The organism is Amycolatopsis thermophila (assembly GCF_030814215.1).
Classification (GTDB): domain Bacteria; phylum Actinomycetota; class Actinomycetes; order Mycobacteriales; family Pseudonocardiaceae; genus Amycolatopsis_E; species Amycolatopsis_E thermophila.
Genome location: NZ_JAUSUT010000001.1, coordinates 6,928,437 through 6,943,526 on the forward strand (window position 1 = coordinate 6,928,437; position 15,090 = coordinate 6,943,526).

General features: G+C 70.8%; 12 protein-coding genes and 1 pseudogene. 6 read left to right on the plus strand and 7 right to left on the minus strand.

Annotation, left to right across the window (positions count from 1 at the left end; all coding sequences use genetic code 11):
• Window positions 1-5: 5 nt before the first annotated feature.
• Complete coding sequence (locus tag FB470_RS33870) at window positions 6-1,556, plus strand: ABC transporter substrate-binding protein (protein ID WP_306998294.1); 1,551 nt, start codon at window positions 6-8, stop codon at window positions 1,554-1,556.
• Between the two features lie 59 nt (window positions 1,557-1,615).
• On the opposite strand, the pseudogene FB470_RS35940 reads toward FB470_RS33870, so the two are convergent.
• Window positions 1,616-2,499, minus strand: a pseudogene (locus FB470_RS35940) (SDR family NAD(P)-dependent oxidoreductase).
• 57 nt (window positions 2,500-2,556) lie between these two features.
• On the opposite strand from FB470_RS35940, the gene FB470_RS33885 reads away from it, so the two are divergent.
• Complete coding sequence (locus FB470_RS33885) at window positions 2,557-3,330, plus strand: SDR family NAD(P)-dependent oxidoreductase (protein WP_306998299.1); 774 nt, start codon at window positions 2,557-2,559, stop codon at window positions 3,328-3,330.
• 12 nt (window positions 3,331-3,342) lie between these two features.
• Here FB470_RS33885 and FB470_RS33890 read toward each other — a convergent pair whose 3' ends face one another.
• A complete protein-coding gene (locus FB470_RS33890; RefSeq protein WP_306998301.1) occupies window positions 3,343-4,473 on the minus strand; it encodes a CaiB/BaiF CoA transferase family protein in 1,131 nt (376 codons plus the stop codon).
• A 77-nt stretch (window positions 4,474-4,550) separates the two neighbouring features.
• Between FB470_RS33890 and FB470_RS33895 the strand changes: the two genes are divergently transcribed.
• Window positions 4,551-6,098, plus strand: a complete 1,548-nt coding sequence (locus tag FB470_RS33895; RefSeq protein ID WP_306998302.1) for an ABC transporter substrate-binding protein — start codon at window positions 4,551-4,553, stop codon at window positions 6,096-6,098.
• A gap of 131 nt (window positions 6,099-6,229) precedes the next feature.
• Here the strand turns inward: FB470_RS33895 and FB470_RS33900 are convergent, their stop codons facing one another.
• Window positions 6,230-6,637, minus strand: a complete 408-nt coding sequence (locus FB470_RS33900; RefSeq protein WP_306998304.1) for a ferredoxin — start codon at window positions 6,635-6,637, stop codon at window positions 6,230-6,232.
• A gap of 123 nt (window positions 6,638-6,760) precedes the next feature.
• Here FB470_RS33900 and FB470_RS33905 point away from each other — a divergent pair, with 123 nt between their 5' ends.
• Genes FB470_RS33905 through FB470_RS33915 form a run of 3 tightly spaced genes read left to right on the plus strand, consistent with a single transcriptional unit; the run spans window position 6,761 to window position 11,209 of the window.
• Complete coding sequence (locus FB470_RS33905) at window positions 6,761-8,041, plus strand: cytochrome P450 (protein ID WP_306998306.1); 1,281 nt, start codon at window positions 6,761-6,763, stop codon at window positions 8,039-8,041.
• A 54-nt stretch (window positions 8,042-8,095) separates the two neighbouring features.
• Window positions 8,096-9,547, plus strand: coding sequence for an aldehyde dehydrogenase (locus FB470_RS33910; protein ID WP_306998308.1), 1,452 nt, complete (start codon window positions 8,096-8,098; stop codon window positions 9,545-9,547).
• A 30-nt stretch (window positions 9,548-9,577) separates the two neighbouring features.
• A complete protein-coding gene (locus tag FB470_RS33915; RefSeq protein WP_306998309.1) occupies window positions 9,578-11,209 on the plus strand; it encodes a GMC family oxidoreductase in 1,632 nt (543 codons plus the stop codon).
• A 100-nt stretch (window positions 11,210-11,309) separates the two neighbouring features.
• Here FB470_RS33915 and FB470_RS33920 read toward each other — a convergent pair whose 3' ends face one another.
• The 4 genes from FB470_RS33920 to FB470_RS33935 are packed head-to-tail and all read right to left on the minus strand — an operon-like array spanning window position 11,310 to window position 15,077.
• Window positions 11,310-12,704: an MFS transporter gene (locus FB470_RS33920; RefSeq protein WP_306998311.1), complete on the minus strand. Its 1,395-nt coding sequence runs from the start codon at window positions 12,702-12,704 to the stop codon at window positions 11,310-11,312.
• Window positions 12,668-13,900 carry a cytochrome P450 gene (locus FB470_RS33925; protein ID WP_306998313.1) on the minus strand — a complete coding sequence of 411 codons (1,233 nt, stop codon included), beginning with the start codon at window positions 13,898-13,900 and terminating at the stop codon, window positions 12,668-12,670. The genes FB470_RS33920 and FB470_RS33925 overlap by 37 nt, the downstream gene beginning before the upstream one ends.
• Entirely contained in the window at window positions 13,897-14,673 is a 777-nt protein-coding gene (locus FB470_RS33930) for an SDR family NAD(P)-dependent oxidoreductase (RefSeq protein ID WP_306998315.1), read from the minus strand. Before FB470_RS33930 ends, FB470_RS33925 begins: the two co-directional genes overlap by 4 nt.
• Complete coding sequence (locus tag FB470_RS33935; RefSeq protein ID WP_306998317.1) at window positions 14,670-15,077, minus strand: nuclear transport factor 2 family protein; 408 nt, start codon at window positions 15,075-15,077, stop codon at window positions 14,670-14,672. Before FB470_RS33935 ends, FB470_RS33930 begins: the two co-directional genes overlap by 4 nt.
• Window positions 15,078-15,090 lie beyond the last annotated feature (13 nt).

Sequence of the window (15,090 nt, forward strand, 5' to 3'; positions counted from 1 at the left end):
CAACGATGTTGTCCAGAACGTCGCGCCTCACTGCCATCCTGACCGCCGCACTGACCGCGGCGAGCCTGACCGCGTGCGCCGGAGCCGGCCGGTCGGCGACCACCGCGGGCGGGGAGGTGAACCGCGCCGCGACGGTCCGCTTCTCGATCGCGAACCCACCGGTCCAGTTCGACCCCATCGCGTCCCGCAACGAGATCGGCGACGTCACCTACTTCGGCGCCCTGTACGACGGGCTGACCGGGGTCAACCAGAACGGCGACCTCGTGCCCCGGCTCGCCGAACGGTGGGAGGAGTCCCCCGACAAGCTGTCCTGGACCTTCACCCTCCGCCCCGGCGCGAGGTTCCACGACGGCGCGCCGATCGACAGCGCCGCCGTCGTCGCCAACCTCGAACGCGCGCTGGCGGCCCGCTCGGCCAACGGTTTGCTGAAGGCCAAGCTCGGCCCGGTCACCGGAGTCCGGGCCACCGGCCCCGCCACCGTGACGTTCACCGTTTCGGCGCCCTACCCCAGCCTGCCCGCCGTACTGGCCAGCCCCGTTCTCGGCATGGCGAGCCCGGCCGCCTTCGCCACACTGGCCACCGCGCCGGTCGGCTCGGGTCCCTACAAGTTCGTCTCCCAGTCGGCCAACCGCGCGGTCTACGAACGCTTCGACGGCTACTGGGACCCGGGGGCCGCCAAGGCCGCCCGGCTCGAGCTTCTGTCCATCCCGGACGGTCCCGCCCGGATGAACGCGCTGCGCAGCGGCCAGATCGACGGGGCGAACGCACAGATCAACCTCTACGCCGACACCAAGGGATTCCAGTCCGACCCCGCCTACCAGGTACTGACCAAGCCGACGCAATCGGTGTTCACGCTCTACCTGAACACCACGCACGCGCCCCTGGACAACCCCGACGTCCGTCGCGCCCTGAACTACGCCGTGGACCGCAACGCCCTCAGCGCCCTGGTGGGCGGCCTGTGCCAGCCGGCGGTCCAGCCGTTCCCGACGGGCCCCGGGCACATCGACGGCGCCGAGCAGCAATATCCCTACGACCCGGAGAAGGCGAAGCAGCTGCTGGCCTCCGCCGGCGCCACCGGGCTCACCATCAACGGGATCTTCCTGGCCGCCGGTCTGTCCCAGACGCTGGCACCGGCGATCCAGGCGCAGATGGCGAAGGCCGGCATCGACCTCCAGATCAACGGTGTCAACCAGAACGACGCGCGCGGGATCTTCCGCAGTGGCAAGCCGGATCTGATGGTCCACCAGATCAACGGCGAGCTGGACCCGGCGCTGACCCTGGAGAACAACTTCCTCGGCCTGGACAGCCCGGGTGGCGCCTCGCCGGAGATCACGGCCCGCGCCCGGCAGGCCATCGCGGCCCCCATCGGCTCGCCGGAACGCACCGCGGCACTGGAGCAGTTCAGCCGGGCCGTGATCGCCGAACCGGTCCATGTCCACGTGTGCAGCATCCCGAACCTCTTCACCGGCACCGCCAAGCTCGTCGGCCTGGACCAGATGCCGTGGAGCTCGATCACGCTCAACCCGGACATCCGCACCCTCGGCCTGACGAACTGAGGCTCGGTCGGGGGTGCCTGGCGAGCGATCCGCTCGCCAGGCACCCCCCTGTTTCGGCGTCAGGACGGGTTCACCTCCGCACCCGCCGTCGACAACCGGTCCGCGGCCTGGGTGTCGACCTCCACACCGCTCGGGAACCCGGGCATATCCGCCACCTGACGGTCCATGTGGGACAGTCCGGTGGCGCCGCCGTCGACCGGAACGATCGCGCCGGTGATGAACCCGGCCTGGTTCGACACGAGGTGGGCGGCGGTGTAGGCGATGTCCGACGGAGTGCCGACCCGGCCCTGGTAGTACTTGCGGATCATCGGGCCGAACTGCGGATCCTCCAGCATCGCCCGGATCGCCGGCTCCCCGGTGTCCACGAAACCCGACACCAGGCAGTTCACCCGCACCGAATACCGCGAATAGTAGGCCGCCATCGACCGGGTGAGGCTGACCATGGCCCCCTTGCTGGCGGTGTAGGCGTCGAGGCCGGCGCGCCCCTGCATCGCCGCGGTCGAGGCGATGTGGACCACGGAACCGCCACCCGAACGCACGATCTCGGGCAGCGCGTACTTGCTGGCGAGGAAGGTCCCGGTGGTGTTCACGCGGAAGATCTGTTCCAGTCGGCGAGCGCTATCTCGGTGACCGGACCGTCCACTTTCCACCGGCCCTGCACCCACGCGGCGTTGTTGACCAGCGCGGTCAGTTCGCCGAAACGCTCGACCCCGGCGCGGACCGCGCCCCGCACGTCCTCCTCGACCGTGATGTCCATGGGCACGTACAACGCCTGTCCGCCCGCTTCGGTGATCGTCCGCTCCAGCTCCGCACCCGCGTCGCGGCTGCGGCCGGTCACCACCACCCGGGCGCCCTCGTGCGCGAACAGCTCCGCCATCCGCCTGCCGATCCCGTGGGTCGAACCGGTGATCAGCACGACCTGGTCGTCGAGCCTTCTACTCATGTCCCTCGCCTCGATCCTTCATCTATTCCTTTTCCTTCCAGGCATTCGGAGGTTGTCATGTCCGATGTGGACTGTTTGTCGGGCCGCGTCGCGCTCGTCACCGGCGGTGCCGGTGGCATCGGTGGCGGCGCCGCGGCGGAACTCGCCCGCCGTGGCGCCGCGGTCGTCCTGCTGGACCGGGCGCAAGCCGGGCCCGCGGACGCCGCCCGCCGCCTCTCCGGCACGACCGGCGGAGAGCTGACCGGGGTCGCCGCCTCCGTCGTCGATCCGGCGGAGGTCGGCGCGGCGGTCACGACGGTCCTCGAGCGGTACGGCCGCCTCGACATCGCCGTCAACGCCGCGGGCGTTCCCGGGCCCCGCGGGCCGGTCACCGGCCTCACCGACGCGGACTGGGACCTCGTCGTGCGGACCCATCTGTACGGCACGATGCACGTGACCCGCGCGGTACTGCCGTCGATGCTCGCGGCGGGCTGGGGCCGGATCGTCAACGTCACCTCCTCGGCGGCCTGGGACCCCGGGCCGGGACTGGCGCCGTACGCGGCGGCCAAGGCGGGCATCACCGGGTTCACCCGGTCCGTCGCCGCCGAGGTCGGGCAGTCGGGGGTCACCGTCAACTGCGTCGCCCCGGGCCTGACCGCCACACCCGCGGTCGAGGCCAAGTGGCCCGATCCCGAGGACCAGGCCGCACAGACGCGCCGGCTGGGGTCGGTCGTGCCGCGGTTCGGCCGGGTCGGGGAGATCGCGGTCGCCGTGGCCACGCTGTGCCTCCCGTCAGCCGCCTACACGACCGGGAGCACCGTGCACGTCAACGGCGGTTCCTACATGCCCTGAACGGGGCCCCGGCTATCCGCGGTCGAGCGCGGTCCAGCCATCGGCCCGGACGGCGTCGCCGTCTTCGTCGAGGGCCGGCACGTGCCGGTGGACCACGGACCGCAGACCGTTCAGCGGCAACCCGAGCGCCGGCGCGGAGCCGGGTTCCTCGCCTTCGTGCAGCATTCCCAGCGACCGGACCAGTTCGTCCTCGAGCGCCTCGTGCGGCGTGCGCACCGGCCCGACGGACACCTCGTGGTCCCGGAGCACGGTCTCCCAGTGGGCCAGCGGACGGGCCGCGATCGCCGACCGCAGCATCTCGTCCAGCTCGTCGAACCGCTCCTTGCGCTGGGCCAGCGTGGCCAACCCGGGATCGTCGGCCACGTCGGGGCGCCCGATCGCGCGGCACAGTTCCACCCAGCCCCGGTCCTCGATGGTCGACATCGTGAGGTGGCGGCCGTCGGAGGTGACGAAGACACCGACCCCCGGCATCCGTCCCCGCGACGGCGTGCCGACCGGGTGCACCAGCCGGCACAGCATCGGGTACATCCACGCCAGCGCCGCGGAAAAGCATGGGGCTTCGATCCGGACGGGCGCTCCCGTCGGCCGGGCGAGCGCCGCGAGGATGCCGATCGTCGCGTACATCCCGGCCGCGTAGTCCGACACCGGGTAGGGCACGTCGTAGGCGGGCTCGCCCTCGCCCGCCAGCACCGCCAGCGCTCCGACGCGCGACTGGAACTCCGAGTCGTGGGCCCGGTCGTGCGCGAACGGGGACGCGGCCGGAACACCGGGGAGCGAGACGTAGACCAGCCGGGGGTTCAGCCGGCCCAGTTCCGCGAACCCGGCACCGATCCGCTCGGCGACGCCGGGCCGGAACCCTTCCACGACCACGTCTGCCTCCGCGGCGAGCTTGTGCAGCACGGCGCGGTCGTCGGGATCGCGCAGGTCGAGCGCGATCGAGTGCTTGCCCCGGTTGTAGGCCCGGAAGTACTCGGGTACCGACAGCCGTTCCAGGTCACCGTGCGGAGGCCGCTCCACCTTGAGCACCGTCGCGCCGAGATCGGCCAGGATCTGCGTCGCGAACGGACCGGGCGTGTAGTTCGACAGGTCCAGCACACGCAGGCCGTCGAGCTGCGGCGGGACTCCAGTGTCCTCTGGTGGCATCGGGCTTCCTCCCGGGCTCGAAGATGAGTACCCTAAATTAGCGCCATGAGGGGCGTCAGTAAAGGAGGACCGATTTCGTGAGAACGACGTCCGCCCGGTATTCCGGGCTCGCGCGGGCCACACTCGCCGGCCTGCTGGTCGCCGTGCTCGGCGCCTGCGTGCCCGCCACCGAGGGCGGCACCGGGACGGCACGCGACGGCGACCCGGCCGCGCGCGTCACCGTTGCCATGAGCGTGCCGGCCAGCCAGTGGGACCCGATCGCCACCGTGAACGAGGTCGCGGACAACATGTACTTCTCGCTGCTCTACGACCGGCTGCTGACGGTCGGCGCGAACGGCGAGATCCTCCCCCAGCTCGCGACGGGCTACACCGTCTCCGACGACGGCCGCTCGGTCCGCCTGGACATCCGTCCGGGCGCGACCTTCCAGGACGGTTCGCCGATCGACGCCGCGGCTGTGGTGGCGAACCTGGAACGAGCGCGCACCAGCGGCAAGGCGGTCGCCTCGTCCCGCCTGGCGGGCGTGACCGCGGTCCGCGCCGAGGGCGCTTCGGTGGTCCTCGACCTCGCCGCCCCCGACCCCGCGCTGCCCGCCGAGCTCACCAGTGTCGCGCTCTCGATCGCGGCGCCGTCGGCGTTCGGCCGGCTGGGCACCGAGCCCGTCGGCTCCGGTCCGTATCGGCTCGACCGGGCAGGCCAGGACCGCGTGTCCTTCACCCGCTACGACGGCTACTGGGACCGGGGCCCGCGGGCCGCCGGGTTCGACGTCGTCGCGATTCCGACGACGTCGACCCGGCTCAACGCCCTGCGGTCGGGCGAGATCGACTGGGCCTTCGTCAACCTCGACGCCGCCGCGGAGATCAAGCAGTTCCAGAGCGACCCCGCCTACCGGGTCACCCAGGTGCCGACCCGGTCGGTGTTCGCCCTGAACCTCGATACCCGCGTCAAGCCGCTCGACGACCCGCAGGTCCGCCAGGCACTGAGCGCGGCCATCGACCGGAACCTGCTGAACAACTCACTGCTGGGCGGGATGTGCGCGCCGTCCGTCCAGCCGCTCGCCGCCGGCCCCGGCCACCTCGACGACGCACCGGCGGGCGGCCCCGATGTCGCGCGGGCCCGGGCGACCATCGCCGCACGAGCACCCGGGCTCGTCCTGCCCACCGTGGTGGCCAACGGGACCGCGGCCGCCACTCTCGCGGCAGCGCTGCAGCCGCAGCTCGCCGAGATCGGCGTGACGATGCAGATCAACTCCATCGACGGACGCTCGGCCCGGCCGGAGTTCCGGTCCGGCCACTTCGCCGCGCTGCTGCAGCAGGTCAACGCCGAGGTGGACCCGCTGCTGCAGCTCCAGCTCAACTACGCCGGTCCGGACGCGCCCGGAGGGACTTCGCCACAGCTGGCCGGCCTGCTCGCGGCCGCCGAGCAGCCACCGCTGGGAAGTCCACAACGGACGCAGTCGCTCGAGGCGGTCTCCCGCGAGCTCGTCGCGCAGCCGGTGCACATCGTCATCTGCGGGGTGCCCAACACCTACATCGCCGCCGCCGACGTCGTCGGAACGGACAAGATGCCGATGAGCGATGTCCTCAACCCGGCCGACGTCCGCACGCTCATGAAGGTCGCGGCATGAGCGTGTGAGGGGTGCGGGTCTGACGCGGCGTCAGACCCGCACCGCTCCGGCGAACCAGCCGAAGCCGAATTGGTCGCCGAACACGGCCGTCCCGGAGCCGGGCGTGGCCGAGAGGCTCGACGAAGACCGGGTCACTGCCCGCGCACAGCGAGGCTGCCCGCCCGCACGGCGATCCCTGTGGCACCGGGCCGGCGGCCGCGCACGGCCTCGATCGCGAGCCGGGACGCCTTCATCACGTCCTGCACCACGGCGTGCAGACAGGTCCTGATCGGCTCCGTGCGCCGAAGATCGGCGACGCTCGCCAGGAACTCCTCGACGACAACCGCCGGGTCCCGCGGCGCCGGGGTCACTCCACGACACCGATCGCGCCCTGCGGGCACGAATCCAGCCTCCTGCGCGATCCCCCGCCGCTCCGGCGAAACTGTCGTCCCGTCCGCTGCCGAGCACCCCTCGTCGTCGAGCGGGAACACGTCCTCGTCGATCATCAGGCACCGTGCGTATCCCTGGCACTGCGACGGGTCGACCTTGATCCGCATCATCGTCTCCCCGTGACGCAGACAGCCAAAGCTATTTGAGGATACTGTAAGCCCTGCTTGGCCACTGGTGGAAAAAAGTACACTCTTGTACTCTGCTGTGACCGGCGTCGCTCGAGGGAGAGTGAAGTGTCCGCAGCTACCGCCGCACCGGGCCCGGCCCCGTGGGCCACGTACCGCGACCACGATCTCGACGCGGAGTACGAGAAGGCGCTGAAAACGTCCGATGACTCGCTCCACGACCCGCATCCGATCTACGACGAACTACGCTCGCGGGGCTCGGTCTACCGGAGTGACGTGCTCACCGACGTGTTCAAGCTGCCGTACTCGATGGCGAACGCGGCGGGCGACAGGCAAGTGTTCACCTTCCTCAGCCACGACGCCTGCGCGCAGGCCTACCGCCACCCGGAGATCTTCAGCTCGACCGTGCTGCAGGAAACCGTCGGGCGCGTCCAGGGGAACAGCCTCATCACGTTCGACCCGCCCGAGCACACCCGGTTGCGCCGGCTGCTGACCGAGGCCTTCAACAAGAAGCAGTTCACCCGCTGGCGGGACGAGATCGTCGACCCCGTGGTCCAGGAGGTCTTCGCCCGGTTCGCCCAGCGTGGGTCCGCGGACCTGATGCGGGAGTTCGCACTCTGGCTGCCCATCCGGGTCGTGCACGAGATCATCGGCCTCGACGCCGGGCTGCTCGGCGAGTTCACCCGGCTCGCCGTCGGGCTCCAGCTCGTCAAGACCCGCCCCGACATCGCCGGCGCCGCGTCGCAACGTCTGGCCGAACTGTTCGGCGAGGTGATCGACCGGCGCCGGCGCGAACCCGGCAACACCACGGTCGACGTGCTGATCGACGCGCGGGTCGACGGCGAGCACCCGCTCACCGACGAGGAGATCCTGTCCTTCCTGCGCGTGCTGCTCGTGGCGGGCGGGGAAACGACCACCCGCGGTCTCGGCTCGCTCCTGGTCGGCCTGCTCAACGACCCCGAGCAGCTCGACCTGCTGCGTCAGGACCGCACCCTGCTGCCCCAGGCGGTCGAAGAGGCTCTTCGCTGGGAGTCCCCCACCCAGTTCAACTACCGCCTCACCAAGGCCGACGTCGAAATCGACGGCGTGCACATCCCGGCGGGCGCGGGCATCAACCTGTGCATCGCCGCAGCGAACCGGGATCCGATGCGCTACGAGGACCCGCACCGCTTCGACATCCGCCGCAAGCCCCGCAGCCACCTCGCCTTCGGCTTCGGAGCCCACCTGTGCATCGGCATGCACGTGGCCCGGACGGAGATCACGCTCGCGATGAACGCGGTGCTGGACCGGCTCCCGGGCGTGCGCCTCCCGGCCGGCCACGGCCCGCTGACCATCGAGGGCTCCACCTTCCGCAACCCGTCGACGATCCCCATCGAGTGGGACGTCTGAGCCCCCACCGAACCGTCGCCCGGCCGGACAGACCGGCGGAGAATGAGGAACGCAGTGCCTGGATATGACTACGACCGGATCCTGATCGGCGGCCGCTGGACCGAACCCGCGAGCCCCGAGAAGGTCGATGTCGTCTCCCCCGCGACCGAGGAGGTCGTCGCGCGGATCCCCCGCGTCACCGCCGCCGACGTGGACCGAGCCGTCGACGCCGCGCGGGAGTCGTGGCGGCGGCGGGAGTGGCGCGACGCCCCACCGGACGAGCGTGTCGCGGCGGTCCGCCGGCTGGCCGGCCTGCTCGCGGAGCACGCCGATGACCTGGCCCAGCGCGTCACGAGCGAGATGGGCTCCCCGATCACGATGTCGAAGGGCAGCCAGGCCGGGGCCATCGGCCTCGTCCGCTCGTTCGCCGACGCTTACGAGAAGCTGACGCTCGAAGAACGCAGGCCGGGTCCGCGCGGGCCGGCGTGGATCCTGCGGGAGCCGGTCGGTGTGGTGGCCGCGATCTCGCCCTGGAACGGGCCGCTGTTCCTGTCCCTGGTCAAGGTCGTCCCGGCCCTGCTGACGGGGTGCTCGGTCGTGGCCAAACCGGCGGTGGAGACCCCCCTGACCGGGTTCGTGCTCGGCGAGCTGCTCCAGCGGGCCGGCATTCCCGACGGGGTCGTGAGCATCCTGCCCGCCGACCGCGACGCCGGGCAGCACCTCGTCGCCCACCCGGGGATCGACAAGGTGACCTTCACGGGCAGCACGGCCGCGGGCCGCCGGATCGCCGCCACCTGCGGCGAGCAGCTCAAGCGGGTGAGCCTCGAGCTGGGGGGCAAGTCGGCGGCACTCGCCCTCGACGACGTCGAGGTGGACGTGCTGGTGCCGGCGCTGCTCGCCGGGTCGTTCTACAACAGCGGTCAGGCGTGCAACGCGCTGACCCGGCTGGTCGTGCACACCTCCCGCCACGACGAGGTCGTCGACGCGCTCATCGACGGGGTCAAGGGGCTCGTCGTCGGCGATCCGGCCGATCCGAAGACCCAGATCGGCCCGATGGCTTCGGCCACGCAGCGCGCGCGGGTGGAGAGCTACATCGAGGCCGGACGCGCCGAAGGCGCCACGGTCGCGTGCGGCGGCGGACGACCGGCCGGCCTGCCCCGCGGATGGTACGTCGAGCCGACCGTCTTCACCGGCGTGGACAACTCCATGCGCATCGCCCAGGAGGAGATCTTCGGGCCCGTCCTGTCGGTGATCCCGTTCGACGGCGGCGACGAAGCGGCCGTCGCCATCGCCAACGACTCGGACTACGGCCTGCACGGCGCGGTGTTCACCGCCGACCCGGAGCGCGCGCTCGCGGTCGCCCGGCGTGTCGAGAGCGGCACCTTCACGCTCAACGGCTACCTGACCAACACCGCCGCGCCCTTCGGCGGGCTCAAGGCCAGCGGGCTCGGCCGCGAGTTCGGACCGGAAGGGCTCGGCGAGTTCCTCGAGTACCGGACGATCAACGACCCGCGCGCCTCCGCCTGAGCCGCTCCCCGCATCGCGATCGGAGAAATCGTGACAGCCCACCAGGAATGGGACTACATCGTCGTCGGCGCCGGCTCGGCGGGCTGCGTGCTCGCGGACCGGTTGTCGGAGTCACCGGACAACCGCGTGCTGGTGCTGGAGGCGGGCGGGTCCGACCTGCACCCGATGGTGCAGTTGCCCGTCGGCCTCTACCGCATGCCGCGCGGTCTGGACTGGAACTACAGCGCGGAGCCCGACCCCTCACTCGGCGGCCGCACCGACAAGTGGGCCGCCGGCAAGGTGCTCGGCGGCAGCAGCTCGGTCAACGGGATGATCTGGGTCCGCGGTGACCCGGCCGACTTCGACGAGTGGGAGAAGCTGGGCGCCACGGGGTGGGGATACGCGGATGTGCTGCCCTACTTCAGGCGAGCGGAGACCTACCGACGTGGCAGTGACCGCTTCCGCGGCGGCACCGGTCCCCAGCACGTGGCACCGGTCGGCGTGCGGCACCCGCTCAACGACGCCTTCCTGATGGCCGCGACCCAGGCGGGCCTGCCGTTCAACCCGGACTACAACGGCGAACGCCAGATCGGCGCGGCGCGGACGCAGGTGTCCCAGCGCCGCGGCATCCGGTGGAGCACTGCGCGCGGTCACCTCGCCCGTGCCCGGCGGCGCCGCAACTGCACGGTCTGGACGCACGCGCAGGTCCTGCGCGTGCTCGTCGAAGGCGGACGTGCGGTGGGCGTGGAGGTCCGCCGCGGGAACACCGTGACGCAGCTCCGTTGCGCAGGCGAGGTCGTGCTCAGCGCAGGCGCGATCGCCAGCCCGCGCCTGCTGATGCTCTCCGGGATCGGGCCGGCTGACCACCTGCGCGAGCACGGCGTCCCGGTGCTCGCGGACGTGCCCGGCGTGGGCCGCAACCTCCAGGAGCACGCCTGCGCGCCGATGTCGTTCGAGGTCAACGTCCCCAGCCTGAACCAGGAACTGCACGCGTGGGGGTTCCTCCGGCACGGGCTGGACTTCGTGCTGCGCGGGCAGGGCGGCGCGACCGCCACGGCGGCCCAGGCGCTGCTGTTCGGCACCTTCTCCCCGGAGAGCACCCGCACCGATTTCGAGGTCATGTTCGCGCCGTTCGGGTTCGAGCACGGCAAGGCCAAACGGAAGAAGGGCGACGGGCACGACGTCCACGCCATGCAGCTGGCGAAGAACGCGGTCGGTCGCGCCCTGCTCTGCCCGGTGCATCCCCAGGGTCGCGGCAGCATCACGTTGCGGTCCGCCGATCCCCTGGCGCCGCCCCGCATTGACCGTCCGATGTACGGCGATCCGCGCGACCTGCAGGCGATGGTCGAGGTCTTCCGCTTCATGCGGAAGGTCACGGCGGCGCCGGCGTTCCGCAAGTACATCCGCGCGGAGGTCCTCCCTGGCCCTTCTGTGCAGAGCGACGAGGAGCTCGTCGAGGTCATCAAGCGGACCAGCTACGGCGGGCAGCACGCCGCCGGGACCTGCCGGATGGGGTCCGGCCCCGAGGCTGTGGTCGACCCCGAGCTGAGGGTCAGCGGTGTCGACGGGCTGCGCGTCGCGGACGCCTCCGTCATGCCCACGCTGCCCAGCGGCAACACCAACGCCGCGACGATCATGATCGGCGAGAAGGCCGCCGATCACGTGCTGACCAGCGCCCGGTAACGGCCGGTCCGCTCTGTCACGGGTCGACGGTCACACCGAACGAGCCACCGCCCCGGACCAGCTGATCACGCTGGTCCGGGGCGGTGGCGTTGTCCGGACCTCAGTTCTTCTCCACCGGTTGCGAGACGAGAGCCATGGCCGGGACCCGCTGCTGCCGTGCCCGATCGAGCATCACGACGACGACACCGACCGCAGCCGGGAGTACGAAGAGGTAGAAGCTCCAAGCCATGGTCAGGCCGGCACCGACGATCCATCCGCCGATCAGCGGTGCCACGACACCGCCGATCTTGGCCACCCCCATCATCGCGCCGAGCGCGGAACCGCGGACGCTGGGGTCGAACCGGGTGGCCGAGTGGCTGTTGAGCAGGCTGATGGTGCCCTGGGTTCCGATCCCCGCCAGCACAAGGCCGGCGTAGAGCAGCCAGGCCGGGGGATCGACCGAAAGCAGCAGCAACGACAACACCGCGATGCCGAAACCGAGGACCAGGACACGTTGGCCGCCGAAGCGGTCGGCCAGCCTGCCCAGTACGAGGTCGCCGACGACCGCTCCCGCCGACAGGGTCAGCAGCATCGCCAACGCGGACCCGAGAGGGTAGCCGGCATGCCGCATGATCTCGGGCAGCCAGGTGTTGAGCCCGTAGGCGAGGATCTGCGCCAGCAAGCCCGCGATGGCGAACACCACCAGTGGCCTCAACTGCGGGCGGCGCACCAAGGCCGACAAACGCGCTCGCCGGGCCGCCTCGGGCGCCTCCGGCACGGGTATGCCGAACCGCCGCGCGATCGCACCGGCTTCCTCCGGCCGGCCCTTCGCCGCCAGGTAGGCCGGCGACTCGGGCAGCCAGCGCCACGCCACGGGTGCCAGCACGACCAACGGAATGACGCCGATCGCATAGATCACCCGGAACCCGGCCGACTGCACCAGCGCGATCGACACCACCGCGCCCAGGATCATGCCGACGCCGTAGCCGGTGTTCATCACCGCCACCGCGAAGTTGCGCCTGGTGTGCGGAGCGAACTCAATGGTGAGCGCGACCGCGATCGGCATCACGCCGCCGAGCCCGAGGCCACACAATGCGCGGCACACACCGAACACGGCCGGCCCCGGCGCGATCGCGCACAGACCCATGCACACCGAGAACAACGACACGCTGAACAGCAGCATCCGCCGCCGCCCGATCAGGTCGGTGACCACCCCGGCCAGCAGCGCCCCGATCAACATCCCGGCGACCGCGCCACTACCGATGGCGCCTGCCGTGGCCGCGTCCATGCCCCACGGCTTGTAATCGAGCAGGCTGGGCACGGTCGCGCCATAGACCGCCAGGTCATATCCGTCGCACACCACGGTCGCGAAACACAGTCCGGCGACCAGTAGCCATCGTTTGCTCATACCCTCGACTCCCTTGTCCAGGCGCTGGCGGGCGTCGGAGACGCCACCGCACCGCGTACTGTCCGGGCTGGCTAACTCGCTTCGACAACGGCCGGCATGCCGAGCCAACCGGCGTGGATCGACTGCACGGCAAAGGGAACCGCCGCGTTCTCATCGATCCGGTAGTCCGGGAACCGCCGGACGAAGGCGCGCAACGTCGTGGTGAGTTCGAGCCGCGCAAGCCACTGTCCCGTGCAGGTGTGCACGCCTCCGCCGAAGACCACGTGCCGTCGCCGCTCTCGGTCGGGCAGGACAGCGTCGGGCCGGTCGAACCGCTGGGCATCGCGGTTGGCCGAACCCAGCAGCAGCAGCAGGATCCGCTGTCCCCCGTGCAGCCGCTGGCCGCCGAGCTCGGTGTCCCGGGCCACCGTCCGCGCCGAGGACTGCGCAGGGGTGATGTACCGCAGAAGTTCCTCCACGATGTCGGCAGCGTGCGGTCCCTCGGCGAGACGAGCGCGGAGGGCAGCATCGTGCTGCAGGTACAGGAGTGAGTTGGCGATCGCCTCGGCCGTGGTGCCCACGCCCCCGAACAGCACCGCGAGCTGGAGGGACAGCACCTCGTGGTCGTCGAGGGCGTGGGGCTCCGAGGCGCGCACGAGGTGACTCGTCAGATCGTCCGCCGGTTCCCGGCGCCGACGCGCGATCAGGTCGGTGAGCTCGCCCAGCACCGCGTCCATCTGCCGCTGGACTTCCGCGGCTGCCGCCGATCCGGGCTCCACGTTGTGTGTGTCGTGGACGGGCCGGACGATCCTCCCCCACGCCTCGTACGGCAGGCCCAGCAGGTGCATGGTGACGATGCCCGGGACCGCGTTACCAAGATCGGAGACGACGTCGAAGGCCCGCTTCCGGGCGATGTCTTCGAGCAACCCGTCGACGATCTCCGCGACGACCGGCGCCAGCCCGGCCATCGCGCTCTTGCCCAGGAAGGGCAGGAGCAGGTCACGGTAGGGCCGGTGGTCCGGCGGATCGACCTCCCCCGGGATGAATGCCGGCGTCCGGAACGTCGGGATGCCCAGTCCCGCGGATCGTCCGCCGTCCCGCCGGCCGGAGAAGAACAGAGCCGGGTTCCGCAGGACCTCGTCGACCAGGTCGAAACCCCCGACCACCCAGAAGCCATCGTAGGCGTCCGACCAGGCGATCCCGCCGTCCCGCCGCAGGTCGGCGCACAACCGCTCGAGGGCCGCTCGTTCGTTCGGCGCGTGGTGGTCGAAGTGCAGACGCGGACACCGCGGCCCCAACGCGGTGCCGGCCGAACCCGCGCTCACGACTCCACCCTCGCCAGCTGACGGGAAACCGGTGACGCCAACCGCCCACCTTCCACGGGCACCGCCGTACCCGTGACGTAGGACGCCGCGTCGCTGAGCAGGAACGCGGCGACCTCCGCCACGTCCGAGGGTTTACCGAGCCGTCCGAGCGCGGTCGCCGCCTCGACCTCTTCACGCTGACCGGGCATCGATGTGAAGAAGTTCTCGGCCATCGGCGTCAATGTGGTGCCGGGACAGACCGCGTTCACCCGCACGTCCTGCAGCCCGTACTCGATCGCCGCGACCTTGGTGAGCTGGATGACGCCCGCCTTGGCGGCGCAGTACGCGCCCATCCGGGCGACCCCGCCGATGCCACCGGCCGAGGCGATGTTCACGATCGAACCACCGCCGCCGGCCGCCATCACGGGCGCCGCGTACTTGATGGCCAGGAAGGTACCCTTGAGGTTGACGTCCATGATGAGGTCGTAGGCCTCCACCGGACAGTCCCCGATCAGATCGAAGTTGGGGCATGTACCCGCGACGTTGACCAGGCCGTCGAGCCGGCCCCACCCGTCCAGTGCGGCCTCGACCATGGCTTTGACGTCGCCGGGCGAGGTGACGTCGACGTGTATCGCCTCGACCCCGGCACCCAGCCCGGCCGCCACTTCGCTTTCCTTGCCGGATACATCCGCCACGAGAACACGGAAACCGGACCCGGCAAGACATTCGACGATCGCCAGTCCGATGCCGGACGCACCGCCGGTCACCACCGCGACCTTCTCACCGCCTGTCATGATTCACCCCGGAACGCCTCGGCGTGGATGGACGGATCGAAGTACTCGCGCCATTCCTGGACCTTGCCCGCCCGCACCCGCACCATCGTGATGTAGGTGTTGTCGTAGGGGCGGCCGTTCTTCAACCGCGCCCGGCCACGCATCTCGACCACATACGACCCGTCCTCGTACAACGGTCTGATGTGGACGTCCTCGAAAGCGAACGACTCGTACACGCGGGGAACCTTGGAAAACCTCACGGCGATCGCGTCCCTGCCGACGGATTGCCGTGCCGCGGGATCTGCCATGAACGGGAATTCCATCACCCCGTCCTCGGCCCAGAACGCGAGGTAATCGTCGATGTCCAGGCGGCACAGCGCACCCATGAATCGGCGAATGGTGTCGATGTCGGTGTTTCGGCTCACAACTCACCTTCCT